This window comes from Pseudomonas sp. CJQ_9 (assembly GCF_043106615.1).
Classification (GTDB): Bacteria; Pseudomonadota; Gammaproteobacteria; order Pseudomonadales; family Pseudomonadaceae; genus Aquipseudomonas; species Aquipseudomonas juntendi.
In genome coordinates this window covers 1-24,448 of the sequence record NZ_JBICMS010000096.1, presented here as the reverse complement: position 1 = coordinate 24,448, position 24,448 = coordinate 1, and the positions used below count along the sequence as shown (strand labels likewise).

At 62.8% G+C, this 24,448-nt stretch carries 21 protein-coding genes; 9 read left to right on the top strand and 12 right to left on the bottom strand.

The window, feature by feature from the left end; genetic code table 11:
* Positions 1-74: 74 nt before the first annotated feature.
* The 5 genes from ACF8SD_RS20790 to rplU all read right to left on the bottom strand — a co-directional run bounded on the left by ACF8SD_RS20790 (position 75) and on the right by rplU (position 3,770).
* Positions 75-518: a CreA family protein gene (locus tag ACF8SD_RS20790; RefSeq protein WP_392483514.1), complete on the bottom strand. Its 444-nt coding sequence runs from the start codon at positions 516-518 to the stop codon at positions 75-77.
* 22 nt (positions 519-540) lie between these two features.
* A complete protein-coding gene (proB, locus tag ACF8SD_RS20785; protein WP_009686107.1) occupies positions 541-1,659 on the bottom strand; it encodes a glutamate 5-kinase in 1,119 nt (372 codons plus the stop codon).
* A gap of 85 nt (positions 1,660-1,744) precedes the next feature.
* Entirely contained in the window at positions 1,745-2,971 is a 1,227-nt protein-coding gene (gene cgtA, locus ACF8SD_RS20780) for an Obg family GTPase CgtA (protein WP_029884881.1), read from the bottom strand.
* 188 nt (positions 2,972-3,159) lie between these two features.
* Complete coding sequence (rpmA, locus tag ACF8SD_RS20775; RefSeq protein WP_003247464.1) at positions 3,160-3,417, bottom strand: 50S ribosomal protein L27; 258 nt, start codon at positions 3,415-3,417, stop codon at positions 3,160-3,162.
* Between the two features lie 38 nt (positions 3,418-3,455).
* On the bottom strand, positions 3,456-3,770 hold the full coding sequence (gene rplU / locus ACF8SD_RS20770; RefSeq protein ID WP_003247466.1) for a 50S ribosomal protein L21: 315 nt from the start codon (positions 3,768-3,770) through the stop codon (positions 3,456-3,458).
* 244 nt (positions 3,771-4,014) lie between these two features.
* On the opposite strand from rplU, the gene ACF8SD_RS20765 reads away from it, so the two are divergent.
* The 3 genes from ACF8SD_RS20765 (at position 4,015) to ACF8SD_RS20755 (ending at position 5,821) form a co-directional block, all read left to right on the top strand.
* Positions 4,015-4,983 (top strand): polyprenyl synthetase family protein, encoded by a 969-nt coding sequence (locus tag ACF8SD_RS20765; RefSeq protein WP_029884883.1) that lies wholly within the window; start codon positions 4,015-4,017, stop codon positions 4,981-4,983.
* Between the two features lie 167 nt (positions 4,984-5,150).
* The gene (locus ACF8SD_RS20760; RefSeq protein ID WP_010951939.1) at positions 5,151-5,492 is read left to right on the top strand and encodes a zinc ribbon domain-containing protein YjdM; all 342 of its coding nucleotides are present in this window, start codon (positions 5,151-5,153) and stop codon (positions 5,490-5,492) included.
* A gap of 83 nt (positions 5,493-5,575) precedes the next feature.
* Positions 5,576-5,821 carry a hypothetical protein gene (locus ACF8SD_RS20755; RefSeq protein WP_392483513.1) on the top strand — a complete coding sequence of 82 codons (246 nt, stop codon included), beginning with the start codon at positions 5,576-5,578 and terminating at the stop codon, positions 5,819-5,821.
* A gap of 127 nt (positions 5,822-5,948) precedes the next feature.
* Here ACF8SD_RS20755 and ACF8SD_RS20750 read toward each other — a convergent pair whose 3' ends face one another.
* The 4 genes from ACF8SD_RS20750 to ACF8SD_RS20735 all read right to left on the bottom strand — a co-directional run bounded on the left by ACF8SD_RS20750 (position 5,949) and on the right by ACF8SD_RS20735 (position 10,269).
* Positions 5,949-6,566, bottom strand: coding sequence for an FKBP-type peptidyl-prolyl cis-trans isomerase (locus tag ACF8SD_RS20750; protein WP_173887546.1), 618 nt, complete (start codon positions 6,564-6,566; stop codon positions 5,949-5,951).
* Between the two features lie 127 nt (positions 6,567-6,693).
* A complete protein-coding gene (locus tag ACF8SD_RS20745; RefSeq protein WP_003247486.1) occupies positions 6,694-7,182 on the bottom strand; it encodes a TIGR00645 family protein in 489 nt (162 codons plus the stop codon).
* Between the two features lie 147 nt (positions 7,183-7,329).
* Positions 7,330-7,668, bottom strand: coding sequence for a hypothetical protein (locus ACF8SD_RS20740; protein ID WP_173887545.1), 339 nt, complete (start codon positions 7,666-7,668; stop codon positions 7,330-7,332).
* A 162-nt stretch (positions 7,669-7,830) separates the two neighbouring features.
* Complete coding sequence (locus ACF8SD_RS20735; RefSeq protein WP_173887544.1) at positions 7,831-10,269, bottom strand: Lon protease family protein; 2,439 nt, start codon at positions 10,267-10,269, stop codon at positions 7,831-7,833.
* A 260-nt stretch (positions 10,270-10,529) separates the two neighbouring features.
* Here ACF8SD_RS20735 and ACF8SD_RS20730 point away from each other — a divergent pair, with 260 nt between their 5' ends.
* From ACF8SD_RS20730 to ACF8SD_RS20715, 4 genes are all read left to right on the top strand, one after another.
* The gene (locus ACF8SD_RS20730) at positions 10,530-11,018 is read left to right on the top strand and encodes a DUF3015 domain-containing protein (protein ID WP_009686097.1); all 489 of its coding nucleotides are present in this window, start codon (positions 10,530-10,532) and stop codon (positions 11,016-11,018) included.
* A gap of 69 nt (positions 11,019-11,087) precedes the next feature.
* A complete protein-coding gene (locus ACF8SD_RS20725; RefSeq protein ID WP_173887543.1) occupies positions 11,088-12,941 on the top strand; it encodes a DUF4105 domain-containing protein in 1,854 nt (617 codons plus the stop codon).
* A 121-nt stretch (positions 12,942-13,062) separates the two neighbouring features.
* Positions 13,063-13,419 (top strand): hypothetical protein, encoded by a 357-nt coding sequence (locus ACF8SD_RS20720; protein WP_173887542.1) that lies wholly within the window; start codon positions 13,063-13,065, stop codon positions 13,417-13,419.
* A 68-nt stretch (positions 13,420-13,487) separates the two neighbouring features.
* Positions 13,488-13,985, top strand: a complete 498-nt coding sequence (locus tag ACF8SD_RS20715; protein ID WP_009686094.1) for a GreA/GreB family elongation factor — start codon at positions 13,488-13,490, stop codon at positions 13,983-13,985.
* An 855-nt stretch (positions 13,986-14,840) separates the two neighbouring features.
* Here the strand turns inward: ACF8SD_RS20715 and gdhA are convergent.
* The 3 genes from gdhA to ACF8SD_RS20700 all read right to left on the bottom strand — a co-directional run bounded on the left by gdhA (position 14,841) and on the right by ACF8SD_RS20700 (position 18,706).
* Positions 14,841-16,181, bottom strand: coding sequence for an NADP-specific glutamate dehydrogenase (gene gdhA / locus ACF8SD_RS20710; RefSeq protein ID WP_392483512.1), 1,341 nt, complete (start codon positions 16,179-16,181; stop codon positions 14,841-14,843).
* A 231-nt stretch (positions 16,182-16,412) separates the two neighbouring features.
* The gene (gene ettA, locus ACF8SD_RS20705) at positions 16,413-18,080 is read right to left on the bottom strand and encodes an energy-dependent translational throttle protein EttA (RefSeq protein ID WP_054913280.1); all 1,668 of its coding nucleotides are present in this window, start codon (positions 18,078-18,080) and stop codon (positions 16,413-16,415) included.
* Positions 18,081-18,298: 218 nt separating this feature from the next.
* A complete protein-coding gene (locus ACF8SD_RS20700; RefSeq protein ID WP_392483511.1) occupies positions 18,299-18,706 on the bottom strand; it encodes a hypothetical protein in 408 nt (135 codons plus the stop codon).
* 249 nt (positions 18,707-18,955) lie between these two features.
* Here ACF8SD_RS20700 and ACF8SD_RS20695 point away from each other — a divergent pair, with 249 nt between their 5' ends.
* Both ACF8SD_RS20695 and glyA read left to right on the top strand, forming a co-directional pair.
* Complete coding sequence (locus tag ACF8SD_RS20695) at positions 18,956-22,786, top strand: EAL domain-containing protein (protein WP_392483510.1); 3,831 nt, start codon at positions 18,956-18,958, stop codon at positions 22,784-22,786.
* A 377-nt stretch (positions 22,787-23,163) separates the two neighbouring features.
* Entirely contained in the window at positions 23,164-24,417 is a 1,254-nt protein-coding gene (gene glyA, locus ACF8SD_RS20690) for a serine hydroxymethyltransferase (RefSeq protein WP_009686086.1), read from the top strand.
* The last annotated feature ends 31 nt before the right edge of the window (positions 24,418-24,448 follow it).

Here is a 24,448-nt window from a genome sequence, read left to right as displayed (position 1 = left end):
GAATTGCGTAACAGTGTAGGAGCGGGTTCACCCGCGAATGGAGGCCGAAGGCCTCCCGGCAATCTACCAGGCTATCAATGCGCCCAAGGCAGAATCGGAATGGCAGTCACCGCATTCTGCGGGCTGCCCTCGACGATGCGGTCGCTGTACACCAGGTACACCAGGGTATTGCGCTTCTTGTCGAGGAAGCGCACCACCTGCATGGTCTTGAACACCAGCGAGGTGCGCTCCTTGAACACCTCCTCGCCATCCCTGAGCTCACCCTTGAAGCTGATCGGCCCGACCTGGCGGCAGGCGATGGAGGCCTCTGCCCGATCTTCGGCCAGGCCCAACCCGCCTTTGACCCCGCCCGTCTTGGCCCGCGACAGGTAGCAGGTCACACCTTCGACTTTGGGGTCGTCGAAGGCTTCCACCACGATGCGGTCGTTCGGCCCAAGGAACTTGAACACGGTGGACACCTGGCCGATTTCCTCAGCCCCGGCCAGCATGGGCAAGGCCAACGCGGCAACGGCAATCATCCTTTTCAACACAGCCAAACCCTCAGACCAGAACCAGGTTGTCGCGGTGCACCAGTTCTGGCTCCGCAATGTAGCCCAAGGTGCTCTCGATGGCATCCGAAGGCTGGCCAATGATCTTCTGCGCCTCCAGGGCGCTGTAGTTAGCCAGGCCACGGGCGACCTCTGCACCGTCAGGGCCGACGCACACCACCATCTCGCCACGGCGGAAACTGCCCTGCACGGTTTTCACACCCACCGGCAGCAGGCTCTTGTTGGCCTGGCGCAGCGCCTGCACGGCACCGGCATCCAGCACCAGGGTGCCACGGGTTTGCAAGTGGCCAGCCAGCCACTGCTTGCGCGCGGCGAGCATGCCGCGCTCGGGCGACAGCAAGGTCCCCAGACGCTCGCCCGCCTTAAGGCGGTCGAGCACGCGCTCGATGCGGCCACCGATGATGATGGTGTGGGCACCCGAGCGGGCAGCCAGGCGCGCGGCGCGCAGCTTGGTCTGCATGCCGCCACGGCCCAGCGCGCCACCGGTGCCGCCGGCCACGGCATCCAGCGCCGGGTCGTCGGCACGGGCTTCGTAGATCAGCTGGGCCTCGGGGTTGTTGCGCGGGTCGGCGTCGAACATGCCATCACGGTCGGTAAGGATCACCAACAGGTCGGCCTCGACCAGGTTGGCCACCAGCGCCGCCAGGGTGTCGTTGTCGCCGAAACGGATTTCGTCGGTGACCACAGTGTCGTTTTCGTTGATGACGGGCACCACACCCAGGTCAACCAAGGTACGCAGGGTGCTGCGCGCGTTCAGGTAACGCTTGCGGTCGGACAGGTCGTCATGGGTCAGCAGGATCTGCGCGGTGTGCTTGCCGTGCTCGCCGAAGCTCGACTCCCAGGCCTGCACCAGGCGCATCTGGCCGATCGAAGCAGCGGCCTGCAGCTCGTTCATCGCGCTCGGTCGCGAGGTCCAGCCCAGCTGGCTCATGCCGGCAGCAACGGCCCCGGAGGACACCAGTACCAACTCCACGCCCGCCTCACGCAGCGCGACCATCTGCTCGACCCAAACGGCCATGGCCCCGCGGTCGAGGCCCTTGCCATCGGCGGTCAGCAGAGCACTGCCAATCTTCACGACCCAGCGCTTGGCGCCCGTCACCTTGCTTCGCATCTTCTTCCAACCTATGTCGAATCTGTAGATACCGTGGATACAAAAACGCCGCTCCAGAGAGCGGCGTTTAGTGTACTGCAACCGGTCAGTCGCGCACGTAAATGATTTCCGGGCCGTCTTCGTCGTCCTCGAAATCATCGTCCCAACCGTCATCGTCGCCGATGTCGTGCACGCTCTTGACGCCGGTGCGGCGCAGGGTGCGGGCGTCGTCCAGGGCCTGCAGCTGGGCACGGGCTTCGTCTTCGATGCGCTGGTCGAGGTCGGCCAGCTCTTCGGCGTAGGCCGGGTCGTTGGCCAGACGGTCGGCGCGGTCTTCGAGGTAGCGCATCAGATCGTGGCTGAGCTTTTCGGTGCCCTGCTTGGAGATGGCCGAAATCACGTAGACCGGACCGTCCCACTGCAGGCGCTCGACCACTTCCTGCACGCGCGCGTCGCGCTCGTCGTCCATGACCATGTCGGCCTTGTTCAGCACCAGCCAGCGCTCACGCTCAGCCAGCGACGGGCTGAAGCGGGTCAGCTCGTTGACGATCACTTCGGCTGCGTCGGCAGGGCTGCTCTCGTCCAGCGGCGCGATGTCCACCAGGTGCAGCAGCACGCGGGTGCGGGCCAGGTGCTTGAGAAAGCGGATACCCAGGCCAGCGCCATCGGAAGCACCTTCGATCAGGCCGGGGATGTCGGCGATGACGAAGCTCTTCCAGCGGTCGACGCTGACCACCCCCAGGTTCGGCACCAGGGTGGTGAACGGGTAATCGGCCACTTTCGGCTTGGCGGCCGAGACCGAGCGAATGAAGGTGCTTTTGCCGGCGTTTGGCAGGCCCAGCAGGCCCACGTCGGCCAACACTTTCATTTCCATCTTCAGGTCACGCTGCTCACCCGGCTTGCCTGGGGTGGTCTGGCGCGGTGCCCGGTTGGTACTGGACTTGAAGCGCGTGTTGCCCAGGCCGTGCCAGCCGCCCTGGGCGACCATCAGTTTCTGCCCCGGGGTGACCAGGTCACCGATCACTTCCTGGGTGGAAGCATCGATCACGGTGGTGCCGACCGGTACACGCAGGAACAGGTCTTCACCCTTCTTGCCGGTGCAGTCGGTGCTGCCGCCGTTGGCGCCGCGCTGGGCTTCGTGGTGACGGGTGTAGCGGTAGTCGACCAGGGTGTTCAGGTTTTCGTCGGCAACCATGTACACCGAGCCGCCGTCACCGCCATCCCCGCCATTGGGGCCGCCGTTCTCGATGAACTTCTCGCGACGGAAGCTCATGCAACCGTTGCCGCCGTCACCGGCCTTGACCCGAATAGATACTTCGTCAACAAACTTCATTAAAACCGCCTCTCGTCGGCAGACGAGCTGAATGACTCAAAAACATGAGGCTCTTGCAAAAATGAGCGCGGCGGCCCCGTACGACCGTAGAAACCAACGCCGGCAACCCAGACAAACAGCTTTGCAAGAGGCTCACCACAAACGAAAAAGCCCCGTCGCATGACGGGGCTTCAGGAGCGACGTCGCGATTAAGCGGCGACGATGCTCACGTAACGGCGCATGAACTCGCCTTTCTTCTCGAACTTGATCACGCCTTCGATCTTGGCGAACAAGGTGTGATCCTTGCCCATGCCAACGCCGTAGCCAGCGTGGAATTCGGTGCCGCGCTGACGGACGATGATGTTGCCTGGCTTGATAACCTGGCCGCCATACATCTTCACGCCAAGGCGTTTCGATTCTGAGTCGCGACCGTTACGAGTACTACCACCAGCCTTCTTGTGAGCCATGGTTCAATTCTCCAAATAAATTCAGGGGATCTAGGGGATTAAGCCTGGATGCCGGTGATTTTGATCTCGGTGAACCACTGGCGGTGGCCCATACGCTTCATGTGGTGCTTACGACGACGGAACTTGATGATGCGAACCTTGTCGTGGCGGCCTTGCGAAACGACTTCGGCCACTACTTTAGCGCCAGCAACAACTGGAGCACCGATGGTGACTTCTTCACCGTTGGCGACCAGCAGGACGCGATCGAAAGTCACGGATTCGCCAGTGGCGACTTCCAGTTTTTCGATCTTGAGGAATTCACCTTCAGCGACTTTGTACTGCTTGCCGCCGGTAACGATTACTGCGTAAGACATGGTATTTCTCCGATAATCCTGCTCACCCAGCGCTTTATATGATGAGTATTGGCTGGCATGGCTGCACAGGGCTGGAACGGCCCGGCGCAATTGCGTAAGGCAGGTGCTGCCCAGGAAGTTAGGGTGCGCGATTGTACGCAACCACGGTTTTGCTTGCAAGTGCCGCCCCCGGCCAGCTGGCACCGCGCCTTGACACACCGGGACCTGCGACCTAGCATGCCGCGCAACCTCACTGGAGCAGCCGATGCAACCCCAAACCTTCTACCGCGCGGTAGCTGATGATTTCAGCGCCGTCGACGAGATCATCAAGAAGCAGCTGACCTCGCGCGTGCCGCTGGTATCGAAGATCGGCGACTATATCACGTCCGCCGGCGGCAAGCGCCTGCGCCCCCTGCTGGTCCTGCTGTGTGGCAAGGCCCTGGGCCGTGAAGGCGACGACCTGCGCTTGCTGGCTGCCACCATCGAGTTCCTGCACACCGCCACCCTGCTGCACGACGATGTGGTCGACATGTCCGGCATGCGCCGCGGCCGCTCCACCGCCAATGCCCTGTGGGGTAACGCGCCGAGCGTGCTGGTGGGTGACTTCCTTTATTCGCGCTCGTTCGAAATGATGGTCGAACTGGGCTCGATGCCGGTCATGCAGATCCTGTCCAAGGCCACCCGGGTGATTGCCGAGGGTGAGGTGCTGCAGCTGTCGCGGGTACGCGACGCCAGCACCACCGAGGAAGTCTACATGGAGGTCATCCGTGGCAAGACGGCCATGCTGTTCGAAGCCTCCACCCACAGCGCCGCGGCGCTGGCCGAAGCCACGGACGCGCAGCGCGAAGCCCTGCGAACCTTTGGCGACCACCTGGGTGTGGCCTTCCAGCTGGTCGACGACCTGCTGGACTACAAGGGCGACTCGCAGACGTTGGGCAAGAACGTTGGCGACGACCTGGCCGAAGGCAAGCCTACCCTGCCGCTGATCTACACCATGCGCGAAGGCACTGCCGAACAGGCTGCGCTGGTGCGCCAGGCCATTCAGAAGGGCGGCCTGGAAGACCTTGAGCAGATTCGCGTGGCAGTCGAGGAATCGGGTGCGCTGCAGTACACCGCAGAGCTGGCTCGTGATTACGTGAAGCGCGCCATTGCGTGCCTTGAGGTGCTGCCGGCCAGCGAGTACCGCGATGCGCTGGTTGAGCTGAGCGAGTTTGCAGTCGCGCGCACGCACTGACCCACCGAGCCGCTTCTTCGCGGGCTTGCCCGCTTCCACAGGTTGATGCTGGCGCTGTGGGAGCGGGCAAGCCCGCGATTGCTTTTGTCCGGACATAATCCCTTCTGGAAAAATACCTTTTACAATGCGGGCTTTCTACCGCCCGTCTGTTTGTTTGAGGAACCGAAGTGAGCACTCTGCCACCCTGCCCGAAATGCAATTCCGAATACACCTATGAGGATGGCACTCAGCTGATCTGCCCTGAATGCGCCCACGAGTGGTCGGCCAGCGGCGATGCCGAGGCTGCCAGCGACGACGTGGTGAAAAAGGATTCGGTCGGCAACATCCTGCAGGATGGCGACACCGTCACCGTGATCAAGGACCTGAAGGTCAAGGGTTCATCCCTGGTGGTCAAGGTCGGCACCAAGGTCAAGAACATCCGCCTGTGCGATGGCGACCACGACATCGACTGCAAGATCGACGGCATCGGCGCCATGAAGCTGAAGTCCGAGTTCGTTCGCAAAGTCTGATTACATGAATTCCGCCAATTGGCGCTTGCTATTCTGATAATAAGAATTATTCTCATTGGAATCGATTTCCAAGGAGAGTAGCCATGACTTATCTGATCGACGCCTGGCTGGACCGCCCTCACCCCTACCTGCGCATTCTTCATCGGGAAACCGGCGAAGTGTGCGCGGTACTCGAAGCAGAAGCCCTCGACGAACTGCGTGACCAGGGCGACCTGGACATGAGCGGGTTGAATTCGAGTGAACCGGGGGTATTGAAGGAGCTGGTGCGCAATCTGTTTCTGTTCTGCTATGCGCAGGCGTTGCGCCCCGGGGGAACGGATTGGAATTGAGGTTGGCAGCGCCGGCCTCATCGCTGGCAAGCCAGCTCCCACAGGTACTGCACAAGCCTGGAAGGTAACGCGGCACCTGTGGGAGCGGGCGAGCCCGCGAATGGGCCGCAAAGCGGCCCCGGCGATCTTACAGAACGTCGAGCAGCTCGACGTCGAACACCAGCACGCTGTGCGGCGGGATGCTGCCCACGCCTTGGGCGCCGTAAGCCAGCTCGCTCGGCACGTACAGGCGCCATTTGCTGCCTGCGTTCATCAGCTGCAGCGCTTCGGTCCAGCCAGCGATCACGCCGCCGACCGGGAATTCAGCCGGCTGGCCACGCTCGTAGGAGCTGTCGAACACAGTGCCGTCGATCAGGGTGCCGTGGTAGTGCGTGCGCACGCTGTCTTCACGGCTTGGCTTGGCGCCTTCGCCGGCGGTCAGCACTTCGAACTGCAGGCCGGAAGCCAGGGTAGTGATGCCATCACGCTTGGCGTTCTCGATCAGGAATTCCTTGCCCGCGGCAGCAGCGGCTTCGGCCTTGGCCGCCGCTTCGGCTTGCATCACTTCGCGGATGACCTTGAAGCTGGCCGACAGGTCGGCTTCGCTGACGCGGCTGTCGGCGCCGTTGAAAGCGTCGGTCAGGCCGGCCAGGATCGCTTCCAGGCTGACGCCTGGTGGCGGGTTGTCGCGCAGCTGGCCGCCCAGCTGACGGCCAATACCGTAGCTGACGCGGGTTTCGTCGGTGGACAGGTTGAGTTCGGACATTGTCGTGCTCCACTGCAGGGCGCAGTGCAGCCGCGCCCTTGATGAAAAGGGCGAGCAGCCTAGCACACTGGGCCGCCGCGAGCAGCTACCAGGCCGGAGGCGGGGCGCACGAACGGGCCCGTGCGACTCAGTGCTTGGTCAGCTTGTCCAGGTAGCCCATGCAGAACGCCGAAACCACGAAGGTCATGTGAATGATCACGTACCACATCAGGTAGTCGGTGGAGATGTTCTGTGCGTCCATGAACACGCGCAGCAGGTGAATGGACGAAATGGCCACGATCGATGCGGCCACCTTCATCTTCAGCGACGAAGAGTCCATTTTGCCCAGCCAGTTGAGCTTTTCCTTGCTTTCGTCGATGTCCAACTGCGAGACGAAGTTCTCGTAGCCAGAAATCATCACCATCACCAGCAGGCCGCCCACCAGCGACATGTCGATCAGCGACAGGATCACCAGGATCAGGTCGGCTTCACTGAGGGCGAAGACGTTGGGCAGGACGTGGACCACTTCCTGGAAAAATTTCAGCGCCAGGGCCAGCAGGCCGAGTGACAGGCCGAAGTAGATCGGGGCGAGCAGCCAGCGCGAGGCATACATCGCGTTTTCGAGGATACGTTCCATGAAGTTCGGGACTCATCAGGTGACTAAAAAAGCGATGGCGAGTATAGCCAGCCACCTGATGCAGCAAAAGCCCGATCCAGAAGACCACGCCCCCTGGAGGAGCGGCCTTGCGTCGCGATCGGCCCGCAAAGCGGCCCTAGCGCTCGCTCAGGTCTCCGGATGGAACTGGTAATCCCCCAGGTTCCGGCAGCGCTCGCCGTTGATCCGGCGCAGCTGCGCCTGCAGGTGCAAGCACCAGATCTGCGGGTCTTCTGCCACCTGGTACCCGTGCAGGGTCAGGCTGTCGACGATGGCATGCAGCACCGACTCGGCCACCACTGGGCCATGGAACGGCCCCTGGGCCTTGATTGCAGAGGGTTGCTCACCGGCCATGCCGGCGGCGAACAGCAAGGTCCACATGCCGGTGTCACCGGCCAATGGGCGAATGCTGCATTCGATGCGGGTCACCAGGCCCAGGCACTGGCGTGTGAGGCTGAGGTTGCGCATGGCCGCGTCCCCTCCAATGAGCCTTGTTCAGCCTGAAACCCTCAGGCTGTTTCCATCCTGAACGCTGTTCCTTCCTTAAGTTCCAGCATAGAAGAGCAAAACAGAAAGTTGGAAAACCGGCGCTGAACGGTAGCACATGGCCGCCAGCGCCGGTTTATTGACTCAGGTAGGCTTGGCCTGGGCGATGACTTCCTCAAGGCGCTCCTTTTCCGCCTTTTCGATCTCTTCCTCGCTGATCATCTCGGCAATTTCCCGCAGGCGCTCCACCACCCGGGCGTTGACACTGCCCTCGGTGAACTGGCCCTTGTCATCCAGCACCCCGGCTTCTTCGCCCACCAGCAGGCTGAGCGCCTCGTCGGCCTGGCTGACGGCGTAAACGTGGAACATGCCGTTCTCCACAGCCTGCAACACACGCTCGTCGAGCATCAGGGTAGCCACGTTGGCACGCGGGATGATGACCCCCTGCTCGCCCGTCAGACCACGCGCTTCGCACAGCCGGAAGAAGCCCTCGATCTTCTCGTTCACCCCACCCACGGCCTGCACTTCACCAAACTGGTTGATCGAGCCAGTAATGGCGAAGCACTGCTTGAGCGGTGTACGCGACAAGGCCGAGATCAGCGTGCACGCCTCCCCCAGCGAGGCGCTGTCACCGTCGACATAGCCGTAGGACTGCTCCAGGGCGATACTCGCGGAAATCGCCAACGGGAATTCCTGGGCGTAGCGGCTGCCCAGATAACCGGTAAGGATCATCACCCCCTTGGAGTGGATCGGCTGGCCCAGGTTGACCTCTCGCTCGATGTCGACGATACCGCTGCCGCCTGGGTATACCGTGGCCGAAATACGTGCAGGCATGCCGAACGCCGAATCGCCGACTTCCAGCACCGTCAGCCCGTTGCACTTGCCGATCGCCGCACCTTCAGTGTCGATCAGGATGATGCCGGCAAGCATGTCGTCCAGGACCCGCTGCGATACCCGGCCGGTACGAGTGGCCTTGGCCTTGAGCGCCCGCTCGATATGGCCGGCGTCAGTCATTTCGTCACCGGCCAGCTGGCGGATGAAGTCGGCTTCGCTGACCAGCTGGAACAGGTCGCCGATACGGGCCGACAAGCGCGACTGGTTCTCCGCCAGGCGAGCGCTGAACGTGGCCAGGCGCGCCACCGCATCGCTGGTCAGCGGCGCCATGCCTTCCTCGTTGGTGCGGGTGCGCAACAGCTGGGCGAATTGCTCCAGGTTCTCGTCGACCATGGGCATGTCTTCGTCGAAGTCGACCAGCACGCGGAACATCTCCTGAAAGTCCGAGTCGTGGTCCTGCAGTGCGTAGTACAGCTGCCGCGAGCCGATGATCACCAGCTTGACGTTGAGCGGGATCATCTGCGGCTGCAGGCTGACAGTAGCCACCCGGCCCAGCTCACCGATCGGCGATTCCATCTTCAGCTTGCGCGATTGCAGCGCACGCTTGAGCGCGTCCCACACGAATGGCTCGCCCAGCATTTTCTCGGCCTCGAGGATCAGGAAGCCGCCATTGGCCCGGTGCAGCGCCCCCGGGCGCAACTGGCGATACGAGGTATACAGCGCGCCCTGGTCGGTGCTGTATTCGATGCGGCCAAACAGGTTGTCGTAGGTCGGGTGCGGCTCGAACACCACCGGTGCGCCACCGTCGGCGTAGTGGCCCACCACCAGGCTTGGCGCGTATTGCTCTTCCAGCAGCTTGCGGGCAACGGCGTCGGTCTTGCTGTCATCGACCAGTTGCTCGACCACGGTGCGCAGCAGGTTCAATTGCACCGATTGCAGGTAGGCGCAGACCGCGGCGTTCTCGGCGTACTTTTCCGAAAGCGGCGCCAGCAGCGGTTGCAGGGCCAGGGTGATGGTTTCTTCGTTCAGCTGGCGCAACTGGTTGTTCGACTCGCGCTTCCATTGCGGCAGGCTGGCCAACTCTTCGTTCAGCTGCTCCTCGAGCTGGGCGATGTCGTCGTGGAACTGCTCGCGCACCTCTTCCGGCAACTGGGCGAATTCCGCTTCGTCCAGCGCCTTGCCATCGGCCATGGGGGTAAAGGCGACGTTGCTGGAGTCGCGGTACAAGGCCACGTCCTTCTCCAGCGACGCCCGCTCGATCACATCCAGGGCACGGTCATAGCGCTGGTTGAAGGCGCGGTCGATGGCGCCCTTCTTCTGCTGGTACGACGGGTGCTCGAACACCGCCGGGAAGGTGGCCAGCAGGTTGTCGATCAGGCCGCCCATGTCGGCGATGAACTCGGTGGCGGTGCCGGACGGCAGCTCCAGTGCCCGCGGCTCGCGGGTGTCATCGAAGTGGTTGACGTATACCCAGTCGGCCGGGGTCTGCTGGCGTTTGCCTTCGGCCTTGAGGTAGCGTTTGACGAACGAGAAACGCCCGGTGCCGGGCTCGCCCATCACGTACACGTTGTAACCAGGGCGTGGCATGGCCACGCCGAACTGCAGGGCCTCGACAGCACGCTCCTGGCCCAGGACTCCGCGAAACGGCTCCAGATCGTCGGTATTGGTAAAGGCAAACTGCTCGGGTGAGAAACGCCGGGTCAGGGCTTCAGGCGCAAGACGCAGGCGCGCAGCGACAGGATCGGGCATTGGGTTTCCTTACTTCGGCGGGGCAGATACGCAGCATTCTGGCGCTGCCCGCGCGCGCCTTGCAAGGCTCCCGGGGACTTTATATCGCCGCACCTCACCGCCAGAGCAGGTATTCGAACAGCAAATTTTTCGCAATCAACAACGCAACCTTTAGATCGTGCCTAAACTCCAAGCTGCGCGGGTGGGTGAAATGCTTTCCCGACCTGGCAACCGAGTTGCCAGAAACCCTGACCCTTGGTTATGACAAAGAGAAAAAAGCTATGAAACGGATTCTTCTGGGTACTCTGTTCACCGTGGTCTCGCTCAACGCCATGGCAGAAGCGCCAGGCGGCCCGAACTGCGGCTGGGGCAACATGCTGTTCGAGGGCCAGCGCGGCACGCCGGCTCACTTCCTGGCTTCCACCACCAACGGCACCTCTGGTAACGCCACCTTCGGTATGACCTCCGGCACCAACGGCTGCTCGACCAAGGCTTCGCTGACCTACGGCGGCAAGTCCTGGTTCGCCATGAACGGCATGATGAACGAGCTTTCCGAAGACATGGCCATGGGCCAAGGTGAAGCACTGACCACCTATGCCGTGGTACTCGGCGTGGCCCCGGAAGACCGTGGCTACTTCAACTCGGTCACCCACCAGCACTTCAACCAGATCTTCAGCAGCGCCGACGTCACTGCTGAAACTGTTCACAGCAACACCCTCGCTGTACTGAAGGGCGACCCACGCCTGGCCAAATACGCTACCGAGGCCTAAGCTGCAGCTCCCGCCCCTTCGGGGGCGGGTTTCGCCTTTTCCGGCATCGTTCAGAAGTAGTTGCCCGATATGCTCAAACGCTTCGCTGCCCTCGCGCTGTGTGTCTGCGCCCCTGTTCACGCCGCCCCTGTGTTGGATCAAGGCCGCCTCCAGCAACTGGCCAATACCCCCTACTGGATTGCCTTGGGCCATTACGAAACCGCCAAGCTCGGTGGCTGGCGCAGCTATGTGGACGATGACGCGTTCTTCCTGGCCAAAGACGGTGCGCACCACCCCGACCAGGAGCTGCAAGCCACGGTGCAAGCCCTGTACGCCCCGGCCAGCCTCGGCGACAAACATGCCCAGTGCGTATTCCCCGCACGCACTCGCTGGCTGCGTGAGCAGCTGAATTTGCAAGGTTTGCCACAACCGGACTGCCAGGCGTTCAACACCTGGTACAAGTCGGTCGACCCGCATAGTGCCGCGCTGATCTTTCCGGCGGCCTACCTGAACAGCCCCTCGTCGATGTTCGGCCATACCCTGCTGCGCATCGACCAGTCCAATACCCGCAGCGACGACACCACGCTGCTGAGCTACGCAATCAACTTCGGCGCCTACATCGAGGGCAGCGACAACAGCATCCTGTATGCCTGGAAAGGCCTGATGGGCGGCTACCCGGGGCTGTTCGCGTTGATGCCCTACCAAGAGAAGCTCTCCGAATACCGCAGCCTGGAAAACCGCGACCTGTGGGAATATCAGCTGGACCTGACCCCACAGGAAACCGGGCGCATGGTCGAGCATGTATGGGAACTGAAGCAGATCCAGTTCGATTACTTCTTCTTCGACGAAAACTGCTCGTACCGCCTGCTGGAACTGCTGCAGGTGGCCCGCCCAAGCCTGGACCTGACATCGCAGTTTCCGCTGACCGCCATCCCCACCGACACGGTCAAGGCCGTGAAGCAGTCCGGCCTGGTCGCCAGCGAAACCTACCGCCCTTCGCGCGAACGTGAACTGCTGGCCCGCGCCGAGCCGCTGGACCATAACGAAAAGCAACAGGTGCTGGCGGTCAGCGCCGACACCGCGCAACTGCAGAGCCCTGCGTTCAAGGCGCTGCCCCGCGAGCGCCAGGCGCTGGTGCAGGACGCCGCCTATCGCCTCGAGCGCTACCGTGCCAACGGTCAGGAGCGTGACCCGGGCCAAGCCAAGCGCAGCTTCGAACTGCTGCGGGCGATCAACGGCAACCCGCCCCCACCGCTGCAGGTAGAGCGCCCCGGCCTGCCCGAAGACGGCCATGACTCACGTACCTGGCAACTGGGCGTGGGCACCCGTGAAGACCGTGCCTACGCCGAGTATGGCCTGCGCATGGCCTACCACGACCTGAACGACAACGCCTATGGCTTTCCGCTGGGCGCCCAGATCGAAATCCTGCAATTGAAAGTGCGCCAGTACGAAGGCAACGACTGGCAGGTACAACGCCTGGACTTGGCCACCATCCGCTCGCTGACCCCACGCAATGCGTTGCTCAAGCCTTGGTCATGGCAGGTGGCTGGCGGGCTGGAACGGGTACCCGGCAAGCATGATGACGAGGTGCTGGTAAGCCATGTGAATGGCGGCGCCGGCGGTACCTGGCAACTGGCCGATGGCTTGCTCGGTTTTGCCTTGGGCACGGTGCGGGTCGAACACCACAACGACTTCGCCGAATTCATTGCCCCGGCCGCGGGGTTCAATGGCGGGCTGCTGTGGCGCAACGGACTGGGCAACATGACCCTGGAGGCCAAAGGTGATTACTTCACCAATGGCGAAGTACGGCGCAGCCTGAGCCTGAACCAGCAATGGGAAATCAGCCAGAACCTGGGGGTGAGGTTGAGTGCCTCGCGTGAGTTCAGCCACCTGGCCACTGCGCAGAATGAGGTGATGCTGGAGCTGAAGTGGTATCACTACTGAAGATTGCGGGTTGCCTGCACAGACAACAGTGTGGCCCGACCAACTCTTTGACACTGTTTTGACACTAACCCGACAAATTGCCACCTAGACTTGCCCCTATCGACGGGAGGGTCAGGTGGTTATGTCGCGGTACTGGTTCGGCGTGTGCATTGCGTTGTTGCTGTCAGGTTGTGAAACCACCCACGAGCAAATGCTCGCCAACGGCTATCCCCCTGCCTATGCCGATGGCTTTCAGGACGGCTGCAGCAGCGGCCATCAGGCCGCCGGCACCATGGCCGGCGACTTTCGCAAGGACGTACCCCGCTACCTGCACGAGCGCCAGTACGAAACCGGCTGGGACGATGGCTTTCGCCAGTGCCAGGCCATGCAGAACAGCGAAGAACAGCGCCAGTACCATGAACGCTTCTGGGACCAACGCGACCGCGAGTGGCAGCAGGAAAAGGATCGGGGCGCCGCCAAGGCCTATCGCCACAATTGAGGTCGTTAACAGACATTTCTTTAAACCTGCGGCCTGCCATGATGGTCTCCTGCACAAGGAGGCCTTGCATGAGCCGAGCATTCGTCAATGAGGACCAGGCCGCCGCCCAGGCCGATCAACCGGTAGAGCGGCGCGTCAGTGAGCAACCCAACTATGTGACCGCCAGCGGCCTGCGCCAGTTGCAGGAACGCGTGGCCGAGTTGAATGCCTTGCGCAGCGATCTACAGGCGCAGGGCGAGCGTGTGGACAAGCAGCGGCTGGCCGATACCGAGCGCGACCTGCGTTACTTCAGCGCGCGGGTACAGAGCGCCCAGGTGGTACCGCCCGCGACGTCGCACAGCAAAGTGCAGATTGGCAGCCGGGTACGGTTTGTCGACGCGCAAGACCAGGCGCATGAGGTACGGCTGGTGGGCGAGGATGAGGCGGATGCCGGTCGCGGGTTGATCAACTGGGGGTCGCCGTTGGGGCGGGCCTTGCTGGGGGCGGGGCCGGGGGATGAGGTGGTGTGGCAGCGGCCGGTTGGGGAATTGGTGATTGAAGTGACTGACGTGATCGCTGAAGGGTGAGGTGCCTTGCAGCCCGTCGCGACACAAGGCCGCGATCATTGTTGCGGATATATCCGCGAAAGGGCCGGGCCTGCTGGCCAGTTTCTGCCAGGCAATGTGCGTTGCCGGCACCACCGTATTCGCGGGTGAATCCGCTCCTACATCGATCGGTGATGCCCGCCCGGCTCCGCAGGACCACCGGCCACCCCCGCCCGTCGTAGGAGCGGGTTTACCCGCGAAAGGGCCGGGCCTGCTGGCCAGTTTCTGCCAGGCATTGTGCGTTGCCGGTACCACCGTATTCGCGGGTGAACCCGCTCCTACATCGATCGATGATGCCGGCCCGGCCCCGCAGTACCACCGGTCACCCCCGCCCGTCGTAGGAGCGGGTTTACCCGCGAAAGGGCCGGGCCTGCTGGCCAGTTTCTGCCAGGCATTGTGCGCTGCCGGTACCACCGTATTCGCGGGTGAACCCGCTCCTACATCGATCGATGATGCCGGCCCGGCCCCGCAGTACCACCGGCCACCCCCGCCCGTCGTAGGAGCGGGTTTACCCGCGAAAGGTCCGGGCCTGCTGGCCAGTTTCTGCCAGGCATTGTACGTTGCCGGTACCACCGTATTCGCGGGTGAACCCGCTCGATGAATTGTGCCGCCCCGGCTCCGCAAGACCACCGGCCACCCCCGCCCGTCGTAGGAGCGGGTTTACCCGCGAAAGGGCCGGCCCTGCTGGCCAGTGTCTGCCAGGCATTGTGCGTTGCCGGCACCACCGTATTCGCGGGTGAACCCGCTCCTACATCGATTGATGATGCCGCCCCCCGCTCGCTGTACAAGCGGCCTTGTGTCGCAACGGGCCGCAAGGCGGCCCCCTGCGATCCCGGATCAAACCACGCCCTGAGCCAACATCGCATCCGCCACTTTGACAAAGCCGGCGATGTTCGCACCTTTCACGTAATTGACCCGGCCATCCGCCTCTTCACCGTAATGCACGCAAGCATGGTGGATCGATTGCATGATGTTGTGCAGCTTGCTGTCCACTTCGCCGGCAGTCCACAGCAGGCGCATGGCATTCTGCGACATTTCCAGGCCAGACACGGCCACACCGCCGGCGTTGGATGCTTTGCCCGGGGCATAGAGAATGCCGGCTTCCAGGAAGATATCCACCGCTTCCAGGGTGGTCGGCATGTTGGCGCCTTCGGCCACGCAGATACAGCCGTTGGCCAGCAAGGTACGGGCGTCTTCGGCGCCCAGTTCATTCTGCGTGGCGCACGGCAAGGCGATGTCGCATGCCAGGCTCCAAGGGGTCTGGCCCTTGCGGAACTCCAGGCCGAACTGCTCGGCCAGCTCGCTGATACGGCCCCGCTTGACGTTTTTCAGCGCCATCAGCGCTTCCCACTGGGCATCGGTCAGGCCGGCTTCGGCATACAGCGTACCTTCGGAGTCCGACATGGAGATCACTTTGCCGCCCAGGTCCATGACCTTGCGCGCGGCATACTGGGCAACGTTGCCCGAGCCCGACACCGCCACGCGACGGCCGTCGATGCGCTTGTTCTGGCGCTTGAGCATTTCCTCGGCGAAATACACGCAACCGTAGCCGGTGGCTTCGGGGCGAATCAGGCTGCCACCGTAGGTCATGCCCTTGCCGGTCAGTACCGAGGTGAACTGGTTGGCAAGCCGCTTGTACTGGCCAAACATGAAGCCGATTTCGCGGGCACCCACGCCGATGTCACCGGCCGGCACATCGCAGTCGGCGCCGATGTGGCGGTACAGCTCGCTCATGAACGCCTGGCAGAAGCGCATCACTTCGGCGTCGCTCTTGCCTTTGGGGTCGAAGTCCGACCCGCCCTTGCCACCGCCCATGGGCAGCGAAGTCAGGGAGTTCTTGAAGACCTGCTCGAAGGCCAGGAATTTCAGCACGCTGAGGTTGACCGAGGGGTGGAAGCGCAAGCCGCCCTTGTACGGGCCGATGGCGCTGCTCATCTGGATACGGTAGCCGCGGTTAACCTGCACTTTGCCCTGGTCATCGACCCACGACACGCGGAACAGCACCGCACGCTCCGGCTCGACCATACGCTCCAGAATGCCGGACTGCAGGTAATGAGGGTTGGCCTCAAGGAAAGGCCATAGCGTGCGCAGCACTTCTTCCACTGCCTGATGGAACTCGGGCTGGCCTGGGTCGCGCTGTTGCAGGCGCGCGAGGAAACTGTCGACAGATTCGATCATGGTAGACATCTCACCGAAGGTTTTGGACTTATTGGTTTTTCGGGAATGTACCAAGAAGCAATCGCACCAGAACAGGGCGACATGTCGTTTTTTTGAAATTATTTGGTGCGTTTTATATAAGTGTATACAAAGCAACGTGCGATATCAGCTTTTCTGGCAGCGACACCAGCAAGCGCCAGGCACAAAAATGGGGCCACCAAGAGCCCCATTCTTGTGCATCAAAACACTGGCTTACTGGGCCAGTTTCTTGTGCCTTACCCGGTGCGGCTGGGCAGCAGCGTCACCCAGGCGCTTTTTGCGGTCGGCTTCGTACTCGGTGTAGTTACCCTCGAAGAACACCACGTTCGAGTCGTCTTCGTACGCCAGGATGTGGGTCGCCACACGGTCCAGGAACCAACGGTCGTGGGAAATCACGATCGCGGCGCCCGGGAAGTCGAGCAGGGCTTCTTCCAGCGAACGCAGGGTTTCCACGTCCAGGTCGTTGGACGGTTCGTCGAGCAGCAGGACGTTACCGCCCTCCTTCAGCGTCAACGCCAGGTGCAGGCGACCCCGCTCACCACCGGACAGGTCCTTGACGAACTTCTGCTGGTCGCCGCCTTTGAAGTTGAAACGGCCAACGTAAGTGCGCGACGGGATCTCGTAGTTGCCGATCTTGATCATGTCGGAACCGTCGGACACCTGCTGGAACACGGTCTTGCTGCCGTCCAGGTCTTCGCGGCTTTGGTCGACGCAAGCCAGTTGCACGGTTTCGCCGATTTCGATGCTGCCCGAATCCGGTTGTTCCTTGCCCATCAGCATGCGGAACAGGGTGGACTTACCAGCACCGTTACCACCGATCACGCCGACGATCGCGCCTTTTGGCATGGCGAACGACAGGTTGTCGATCAGTACGCGGTCGCCATAGCCCTTGGTGACGTTCTTGAACTCGATGACCTTGTCACCCAGGCGTGGACCGGCCGGGATGTAGATCTCATTGGTTTCGCTACGCTTCTGGAATTCCTGCGACTGCATTTCTTCGAAGCGCTGCAGGCGGGCCTTGGACTTGGACTGGCGGGCCTTGGCGCCTTTGCGCACCCATTCCAGTTCCTCTTTCATGGCCTTTTCATGGGCGCTTTGCTGCTTGGACTCCTGCGCCAGGCGCTCGGACTTGGCTTCCAGCCAGCCCGAGTAGTTGCCTTCGTACGGGATGCCGGCGCCACGGTCCAGTTCCAGGATCCACCCAGCGACGTTGTCGAGGAAGTAACGGTCGTGGGTAATCGCCACCACCGTGCCCGGGAAGTCGTGCAGGAAGCGCTCCAGCCAGGCCACCGAGTCGGCGTCCAGGTGGTTGGTTGGTTCGTCGAGCAGCAGCATGTCTGGGGCCGACAGCAGCAGGCGGCACAGGGCCACGCGGCGCTTCTCACCACCGGAAAGGTGCTCGATACGGGCGTCCCAGGCCGGCAGGCGCAGGGCGTCGGCAGCGACGTCCAGCTGGCGCTCCAGGTTGTGGCCATCGGCGGCCTGCAGGATGGCTTCCAGCTTGGCCTGTTCGGCGGCCAGCTTGTCGAAGTCGGCATCCGGTTCGGCGTAGGCAGCGTACACCTCGTCCAGGCGGGCTTGGGCGTCCTTGATCACGCTGACCGCTTCTTCGACCACTTCGCGGACCGTCTTGGTCGGGTCCAGTTGCGGTTCCTGGGGCAGGTAGCCCACGTTGATGTCGGGCATCGGACGGGCTTCGCCGTCGAATTCCTTGTCGACGCCCGCCATGATCCGCAGCAGCGTCGACTTACCGGCGCCGTTCAGGCCGAGCACGCCAATCTTGGCGCCAGGGAAGAATGACAGGGAAATGTTCTTGAGAATTTCCCGCTTCGGCGGCACGACCTTGCTCAGCCGATGCATGGTGTAGACGTATTGAGCCAAAACCAAGCCCTCTAATCAGGTAAGTAAAGACATCGACGATCGCCCCGGCGCGCTGACCAGGGAGATGTGTGTTTGGGTGTAATTGAACAAAGGCGATCATTCTACGCCATCGCACGGCGTTTCATAGGCGGGGCGATGGCGGGCAGGGATCGGTGCGATCTATGGGGGGAATGTGTTGCCTTCAGCCGCGAAAGAGCCGACACAACAGCCGAGAGGGCTCAGACGTGACGCTGCCGGGCCTTGCCACGCGGCAACCGGCAACGGTCACCCTGCTCGGCCAGGCGCGCGGCCCAGGCAGACTTCACGCTGAAGCCACTACTGCGGGCAGGCTGCTGCTCGGCAACATTCGCGGGTTGGGCGGCCGCAGGGGCAGTGCTGACCACCTTGGCCACAGGCTTGTGGGCCGCAGCCACTGCCACTGCCGGCGCTGCTGCCGCCTTGGCGGTCTTGCGCAGTTCAGCCAGCGACGGGGCCTTGGGCTTGGCCGAACTGGCCGCTTCGGGTTTGCTCAGCGAACGCTGGCAAGACTTGCAGGATACGTCCTCGGTCACGGCAGTGCTGACAAGGGTCTGACTGCTGCGCCCACAGGCGGAATCGAGGCCATTGGAGGAAAAGTGAGTAACCAAAACCGAACATCTCCGATGCGTTGTCATGTAAAGCGGGCGGCATTCTCGCACAGGTTGCAGGGGCTTGCAGAACCGGCAGGCAGTCGCCACCGGCCCAGATGGCTGGCACTTTGCCATAATCGTAGGCATGCTAGCCGGTTTCGGGTGTCCGGCCTTATAGTGCGCCACCACCGGTGTGACTGCCGGACATCGGTACATGCCGTGCACGTTTCGTCCCTGCCATCGCCAGCCCAATCGCAGGATCAGCGCTTGATCAATCCTACTCCTCCGTCGTCACTGCGTTCCGCGCCTGAAGCGCCCGCCTCTAACCTGCGCGGGTCGATCAAGGGGACGTTGGCGCTGCTGGCCCTGATCCTGCTGGGCCTGCTGCTGTGGCAACTGTTCGCCCAGTTCAACCATACCCAGGCCGACCTGCGTGCGCAAAGCCTGGATGCCAGCGTGGAAATGGCCGACCACCTGAACCTGAACATGGCGTTCAAGGCCCAGCAGGCGGTGAACGTGGTACAGCCCTACATCAACCCGCCGACGCCCGCAGCCATGCCCAGCCTGGTCGATACCCTGCGCCAGCGCCTGCCCGACCTGCAAAGCCTGGCCTGGCTGGACAGGTCCGGGCAGCTGCGCGCCGACAGCCTGGCCGGCAGCCCGGACCGGCAGTGGCTGAACGAGTTGCTGGCGCTGAACCAGGGGCGTGCGTACTTCTTCACCAATTCGCCCGACAACCACACGCTGTACATGCTGCTGCGCCAGGCCACCGAGCAGGACCGCGGCTACTGGCTGCTGCGCCTGTCGCCAAGCTACTACCGCGAGCTCACCCTGCACCTGGACAGCGGCACCCACCCGTTGTGGCTGCTGGAAAACAGCCGTACCGGCGAAGTGCTGCAGCGCCATGCCCCCACCGCTACCAGCGATGAACCGCTGCAAAGCGTGATGCTGGCCTTCATCGACAACAGCACCTGGCAACTACGCGGCTTGTTCGACGTCAAGCTGATGCAACAGAAGCTGCTGCCGGCGCTGATCGGCAAATGCCTGCTGGTGCTGTTTTGCGCCCTGCTGCCGGTGCTGGCCCTGATCAACATGCGCCGGCGCCAGCGTGCGCTGCAGGAAGACCGCCGGCGCTACCAGGAAATTTTCGAAGGCACCGGCGTGGCCCTGTGCGTGCTCGACTTGTCGAGCCTGCCGGGCCAGCTGGACCGCTACCACCTGCGCAACCGCGCCGCACTCAAGCACAGCCTGGCCCTGGACCCAGGCCTGCGCCGCTCCCTGCTGCTGGAACTGAAGATCACCGAAGTCAACCAGGTGGCCCGCCAGTTGCTGAACATCGACTGCCATGAAGGCGCCTGGCAGCGGTTGATCGACGGCACCGGCGATGGCCGCGATAGCATCGGCATGCAACTGATCGACGCACTGATCGAACAGCGCCAGGTGCTGGAGCTGGAAGTACGCCTGCCGTCACCGCTGGGTGGCGAGTTGCACCTGTGGTTGATGGCGCGCCTGCCGCAGCAGCGGCGCGACTACCAAGCGGTGATCCTGAGCATCAGCGACATCACCAGCCGCAAGCAGGTCGAACTGTCGCTGCTGGAGCGGGAAAGCTTCTGGTCCGACGTGGTGCGCACCGTACCCGACCAGCTATACGTGCAGGATGTGCTCAGCCAGCGGATGATCTTCAGCAACCGCCACCTCGGCCAGACCCTGGGCTACGACCGTACCGAGCTGGCACACATGGGCGAGCGCTTCTGGGAGCTGCTGCTGCACCCTGAAGACGCCGCGCACTACCAGGCCTTGCGCCAGCAACAGCGGAACAATGGCCACGACCAGCAATTGCACTGTCAGTTGCGCTTCCGCCACCGGGACGGCGGTTGGCGCTGCTACGACATCCGTGAGCAGGTACTGACCCGCGACCCTGAAGGCCTGGTGACGCGCATCATCGGCGTTGGCAAGGATGTCACTGTACAGATCGAGGCCAGCCAGTCGCTGCGTGACAGTGAGCAGCGCTACCGCATGCTGGCCGAAAGCATCAGCGACGTGATCTTCTCCACCGACAGCCTGCTCCAGCTCAACTACGTCAGCCCGTCGGTACAGAGCGTGCTGGGCTACCAGGCCGAGTGGATCTTCACCAACGGCTGGCAGTCGATCATCGCCAACCCGGCCCAGCTAACCGGCATCTACAGCCTGATGGAGCGGGTCAGCAAGGCCATGGGCGACGCCGAGCAGTTGGCCCACCTGCGCAGCCAGCTACCGAGCCAGCTGTTCCTGTTCGACTGCCTGCGCGCCGATGGCCGCAAGATCCCGATCGAACTGCGTCTGGTGCTGGTGTGGGACGATGACCAGCGCTTCGAAGGTGTGCTAGGGGTCGGCCGCGACATCAGCCAGCAACGCCGCGCAGAAAAAGACCTGCGCATGGCCGCGACGGTATTCGAGCACTCGACCTCGGCGATTCTCATCACCGACCCCGCCGGCTATATCGTCCAGGCCAACGAAGCGTTCAGCCGGGTCAGCGGCTACGCCGTCAGCGACGTGCTCGACCAGCTGCCCAGCATGCTCACGGTCGACGAACAGCAGGAAAGCCACCTGCGCTACGTGGTCAAGCAGCTGCACCAGCGCGGCAGCTGGGAGGGCGAGGTGTGGCTCAAGCGCCGTGACGGCGACCACTACCCGGCCTGGGTCGGCATCACCGCGGTGCTGGACGATGAAGGCGACCTGGCCAGCTACGTGTGCTTCTTTACCGACATCAGCGAGCGCAAGGCCAGCGAGCAACGCATTCACCGCCTGGCCTACTACGACGCCCTCACCCACCTGCCCAACCGCACGCTGTTCCAGGACCGCCTGTACAACGCCCTGCAGCAGGCCGAGCGGCAAAAGGCCTGGGTGGTGCTGATGTTCCTCGACCTCGACCGCTTCAAGCCGATCAACGACTCGCTTGGCCATGCCGCCGGCGACCGCATGCTCAAGGACATGGCCTTGCGCCTGCTGGCCTGCGTGGACGACGACGACACCGTGGCACGGATGGGCGGCGACGAATTCACCTTGCTGCTGCAACCGCGCGCGACCCGGGAAATGGCCTTGAACCGCGCCATCCATGTGGCCGAAAACATCCTTGCCAGCCTGGTGCGGCCGTTCGTGCTGGAAAACCGCGAGTTCTTCGTCACCGCCAGTATCGGCATCGCCCTCAGCCCGCAGGATGGCAGCGAGCTGAGCCAGCTGATGAAAAACGCCGACACCGCCATGTACCACGCCAAGGAACGCGGCAAGAACAACTTCCAGTTCTACCAGGCCGAGATGAACGCCAGCGCCCTGGAGCGCCTGGAGCTGGAAAGCGACCTGCGCCACGCCATGGAGCAGAACGAGTTCATCCTGTACTACCAGCCGCAGTTCAGTGGCGATGGCAAACGCCTGACCGGTGCCGAGGCGCTGCTGCGCTGGCGGCACCCGACCCGCGGCCTGGTGCCGCCCGGCGACTTCATCCCGGTGATCGAGGAACTGGGCCTGGTGGTGGATGTGGGCGACTGGGTGCTGCGCGAGGCCAGCCGCCAGCTCAAGGCCTGGCACAAGGCCAAGGTGCGGGTGCCGAAAGTCTCGGTGAACATCTCGGCGCGGCAGTTCTCCGATGGCCAGCTGGGCACCCGGATTGCCACCATCCTCGAGGAATGCGGGCTACCGCCGGCGTGCCTGGAGCTGGAACTGACCGAGAGTATCCTGATGCGTGAGGTGAACGAGGCGCTGCAGATACTCGCCAGCCTGAAGAACCTTGGCCTGAGCATTGCGGTGGATGACTTCGGCACCGGCTACTCGTCGCTGAACTACCTCAAGCAGTTCCCCATTGATGTGCTCAAGATCGACCGCACCTTCGTCGACGGCCTGCCCGAAGGCGAGCAGGACGCGCAGATTGCCCGGGCGATCATCGCCATGGCCCACAGCCTCAACCTGGCGGTCATTGCCGAGGGCGTGGAAACCCACGAGCAACTGGAGTTCCTGCGCGAGCACGGGTGCGACGAGGTGCAGGGCTACCTGTTCGGGCGCCCGATGCCGGCGCATCAGTTCGAGGCACAGTTCGCCAACGAGACGTTGTTCATGTTCCATTGACGCTGCCTGCACTGGCCTCATCGCAACACATGAATTATTGATTCAGCAGGACCTTGTGGGAGCGGGCGTGCCCGCGAACACCGGCGTAGCCGGTGCCAGCCACCGCGCCGGGTTCTTCGCGGGCGGGCCCGCTCCCACACCGACCGCTCCAACTTCCAGCCGTGTGCAAACCTGTGGGAGCCGGCTTGCCGGCGATGGGGCGCAAAGCCCCCCAGAAACCGGACTTCAAAGTCAACTCCAATCCCCGCCCAGCCCAGACACGGCGCGGGATGCAACATGAGGCCCATTGGTCCGCGACTTGACGCCACTTCATATGCCAGCCGCGAATCAATCGGTTAGAATGCCCCCCCAAACTACCCCGATCCTTGAGGACCGCCATGTTCAGCCGTGATTTGACCATTGCCAAGTACGACGCCGAGCTCTTCGAAGCCATGCAGCAAGAAGCCCTGCGCCAGGAAGAGCATATCGAGCTGATCGCCTCGGAAAACTACACCAGCCCGGCTGTCATGGAAGCCCAGGGCTCGGTGCTGACCAACAAGTACGCCGAAGGCTACCCGGGCAAGCGCTACTACGGTGGTTGCGAGTACGTCGATGTCGTCGAGCAACTGGCCATCGACCGTGCCAAAGAGCTGTTCGGTGCCGATTACGCCAACGTCCAGCCACACGCTGGCTCCCAGGCCAACGCTGCTGTCTACCTGGCCCTGCTGTCGGCCGGTGACACCATCCTGGGCATGAGCCTGGCCCACGGTGGTCACCTGACCCACGGTGCTTCGGTAAGCTCCTCGGGCAAACTGTACAACGCCATCCAGTACGGCATCGACGGCAACGGCCTGATCGACTACGACGAAGTCGAGCGCCTGGCTGTCGAGCACAAGCCGAAGATGATCGTTGCCGGCTTCTCCGCCTACTCGCAAGTGCTGGACTTCGCCCGCTTCCGTGCCATCGCCGACAAAGTGGGCGCCTACCTGTTCGTCGACATGGCCCACGTTGCCGGCCTGGTTGCTGCGGGCGTGTACCCTAACCCGGTGCCGTTCGCCGACGTGGTCACCACCACCACGCACAAGACCCTGCGCGGCCCACGCGGCGGCCTGATCCTGGCGCGCAAGAACGAAGAAATCGAGAAGAAGCTGAACTCCGCCGTATTCCCTGGCGCCCAGGGCGGCCCGCTGGAGCACGTCATCGCCGCCAAGGCCATCTGCTTCAAGGAAGCCCTGCAGCCTGAGTTCAAGGCTTATCAGCAGCAGGTCGTGAAGAACGCCCAGGCCATGGCCGAAGTGTTCATCGAGCGTGGTTTCGACGTGGTGTCCGGCGGTACCCAGAACCACCTGTTCCTGCTGTCGCTGATCAAGCAGGAAATCTCCGGTAAAGATGCTGACGCTGCCCTGGGCAAAGCCTACATCACCGTCAACAAGAACTCGGTACCCAACGACCCACGTTCGCCGTTCGTCACCTCGGGCCTGCGTTTCGGCACCCCAGCCGTCACCACCCGTGGCTTCAAGGAAGCCGAGTGCAAGGAACTGGCTGGCTGGATCTGCGACATCCTGGCTGACCTGAACAACGAAGCGGTGATCGATGCCGTGCGTGAAAAGGTCAAGGCCATCTGCAAGAAGCTGCCTGTTTACGGCAACTGATCGCTGATCGCCAGAAGAAAAGCCGGCTTGA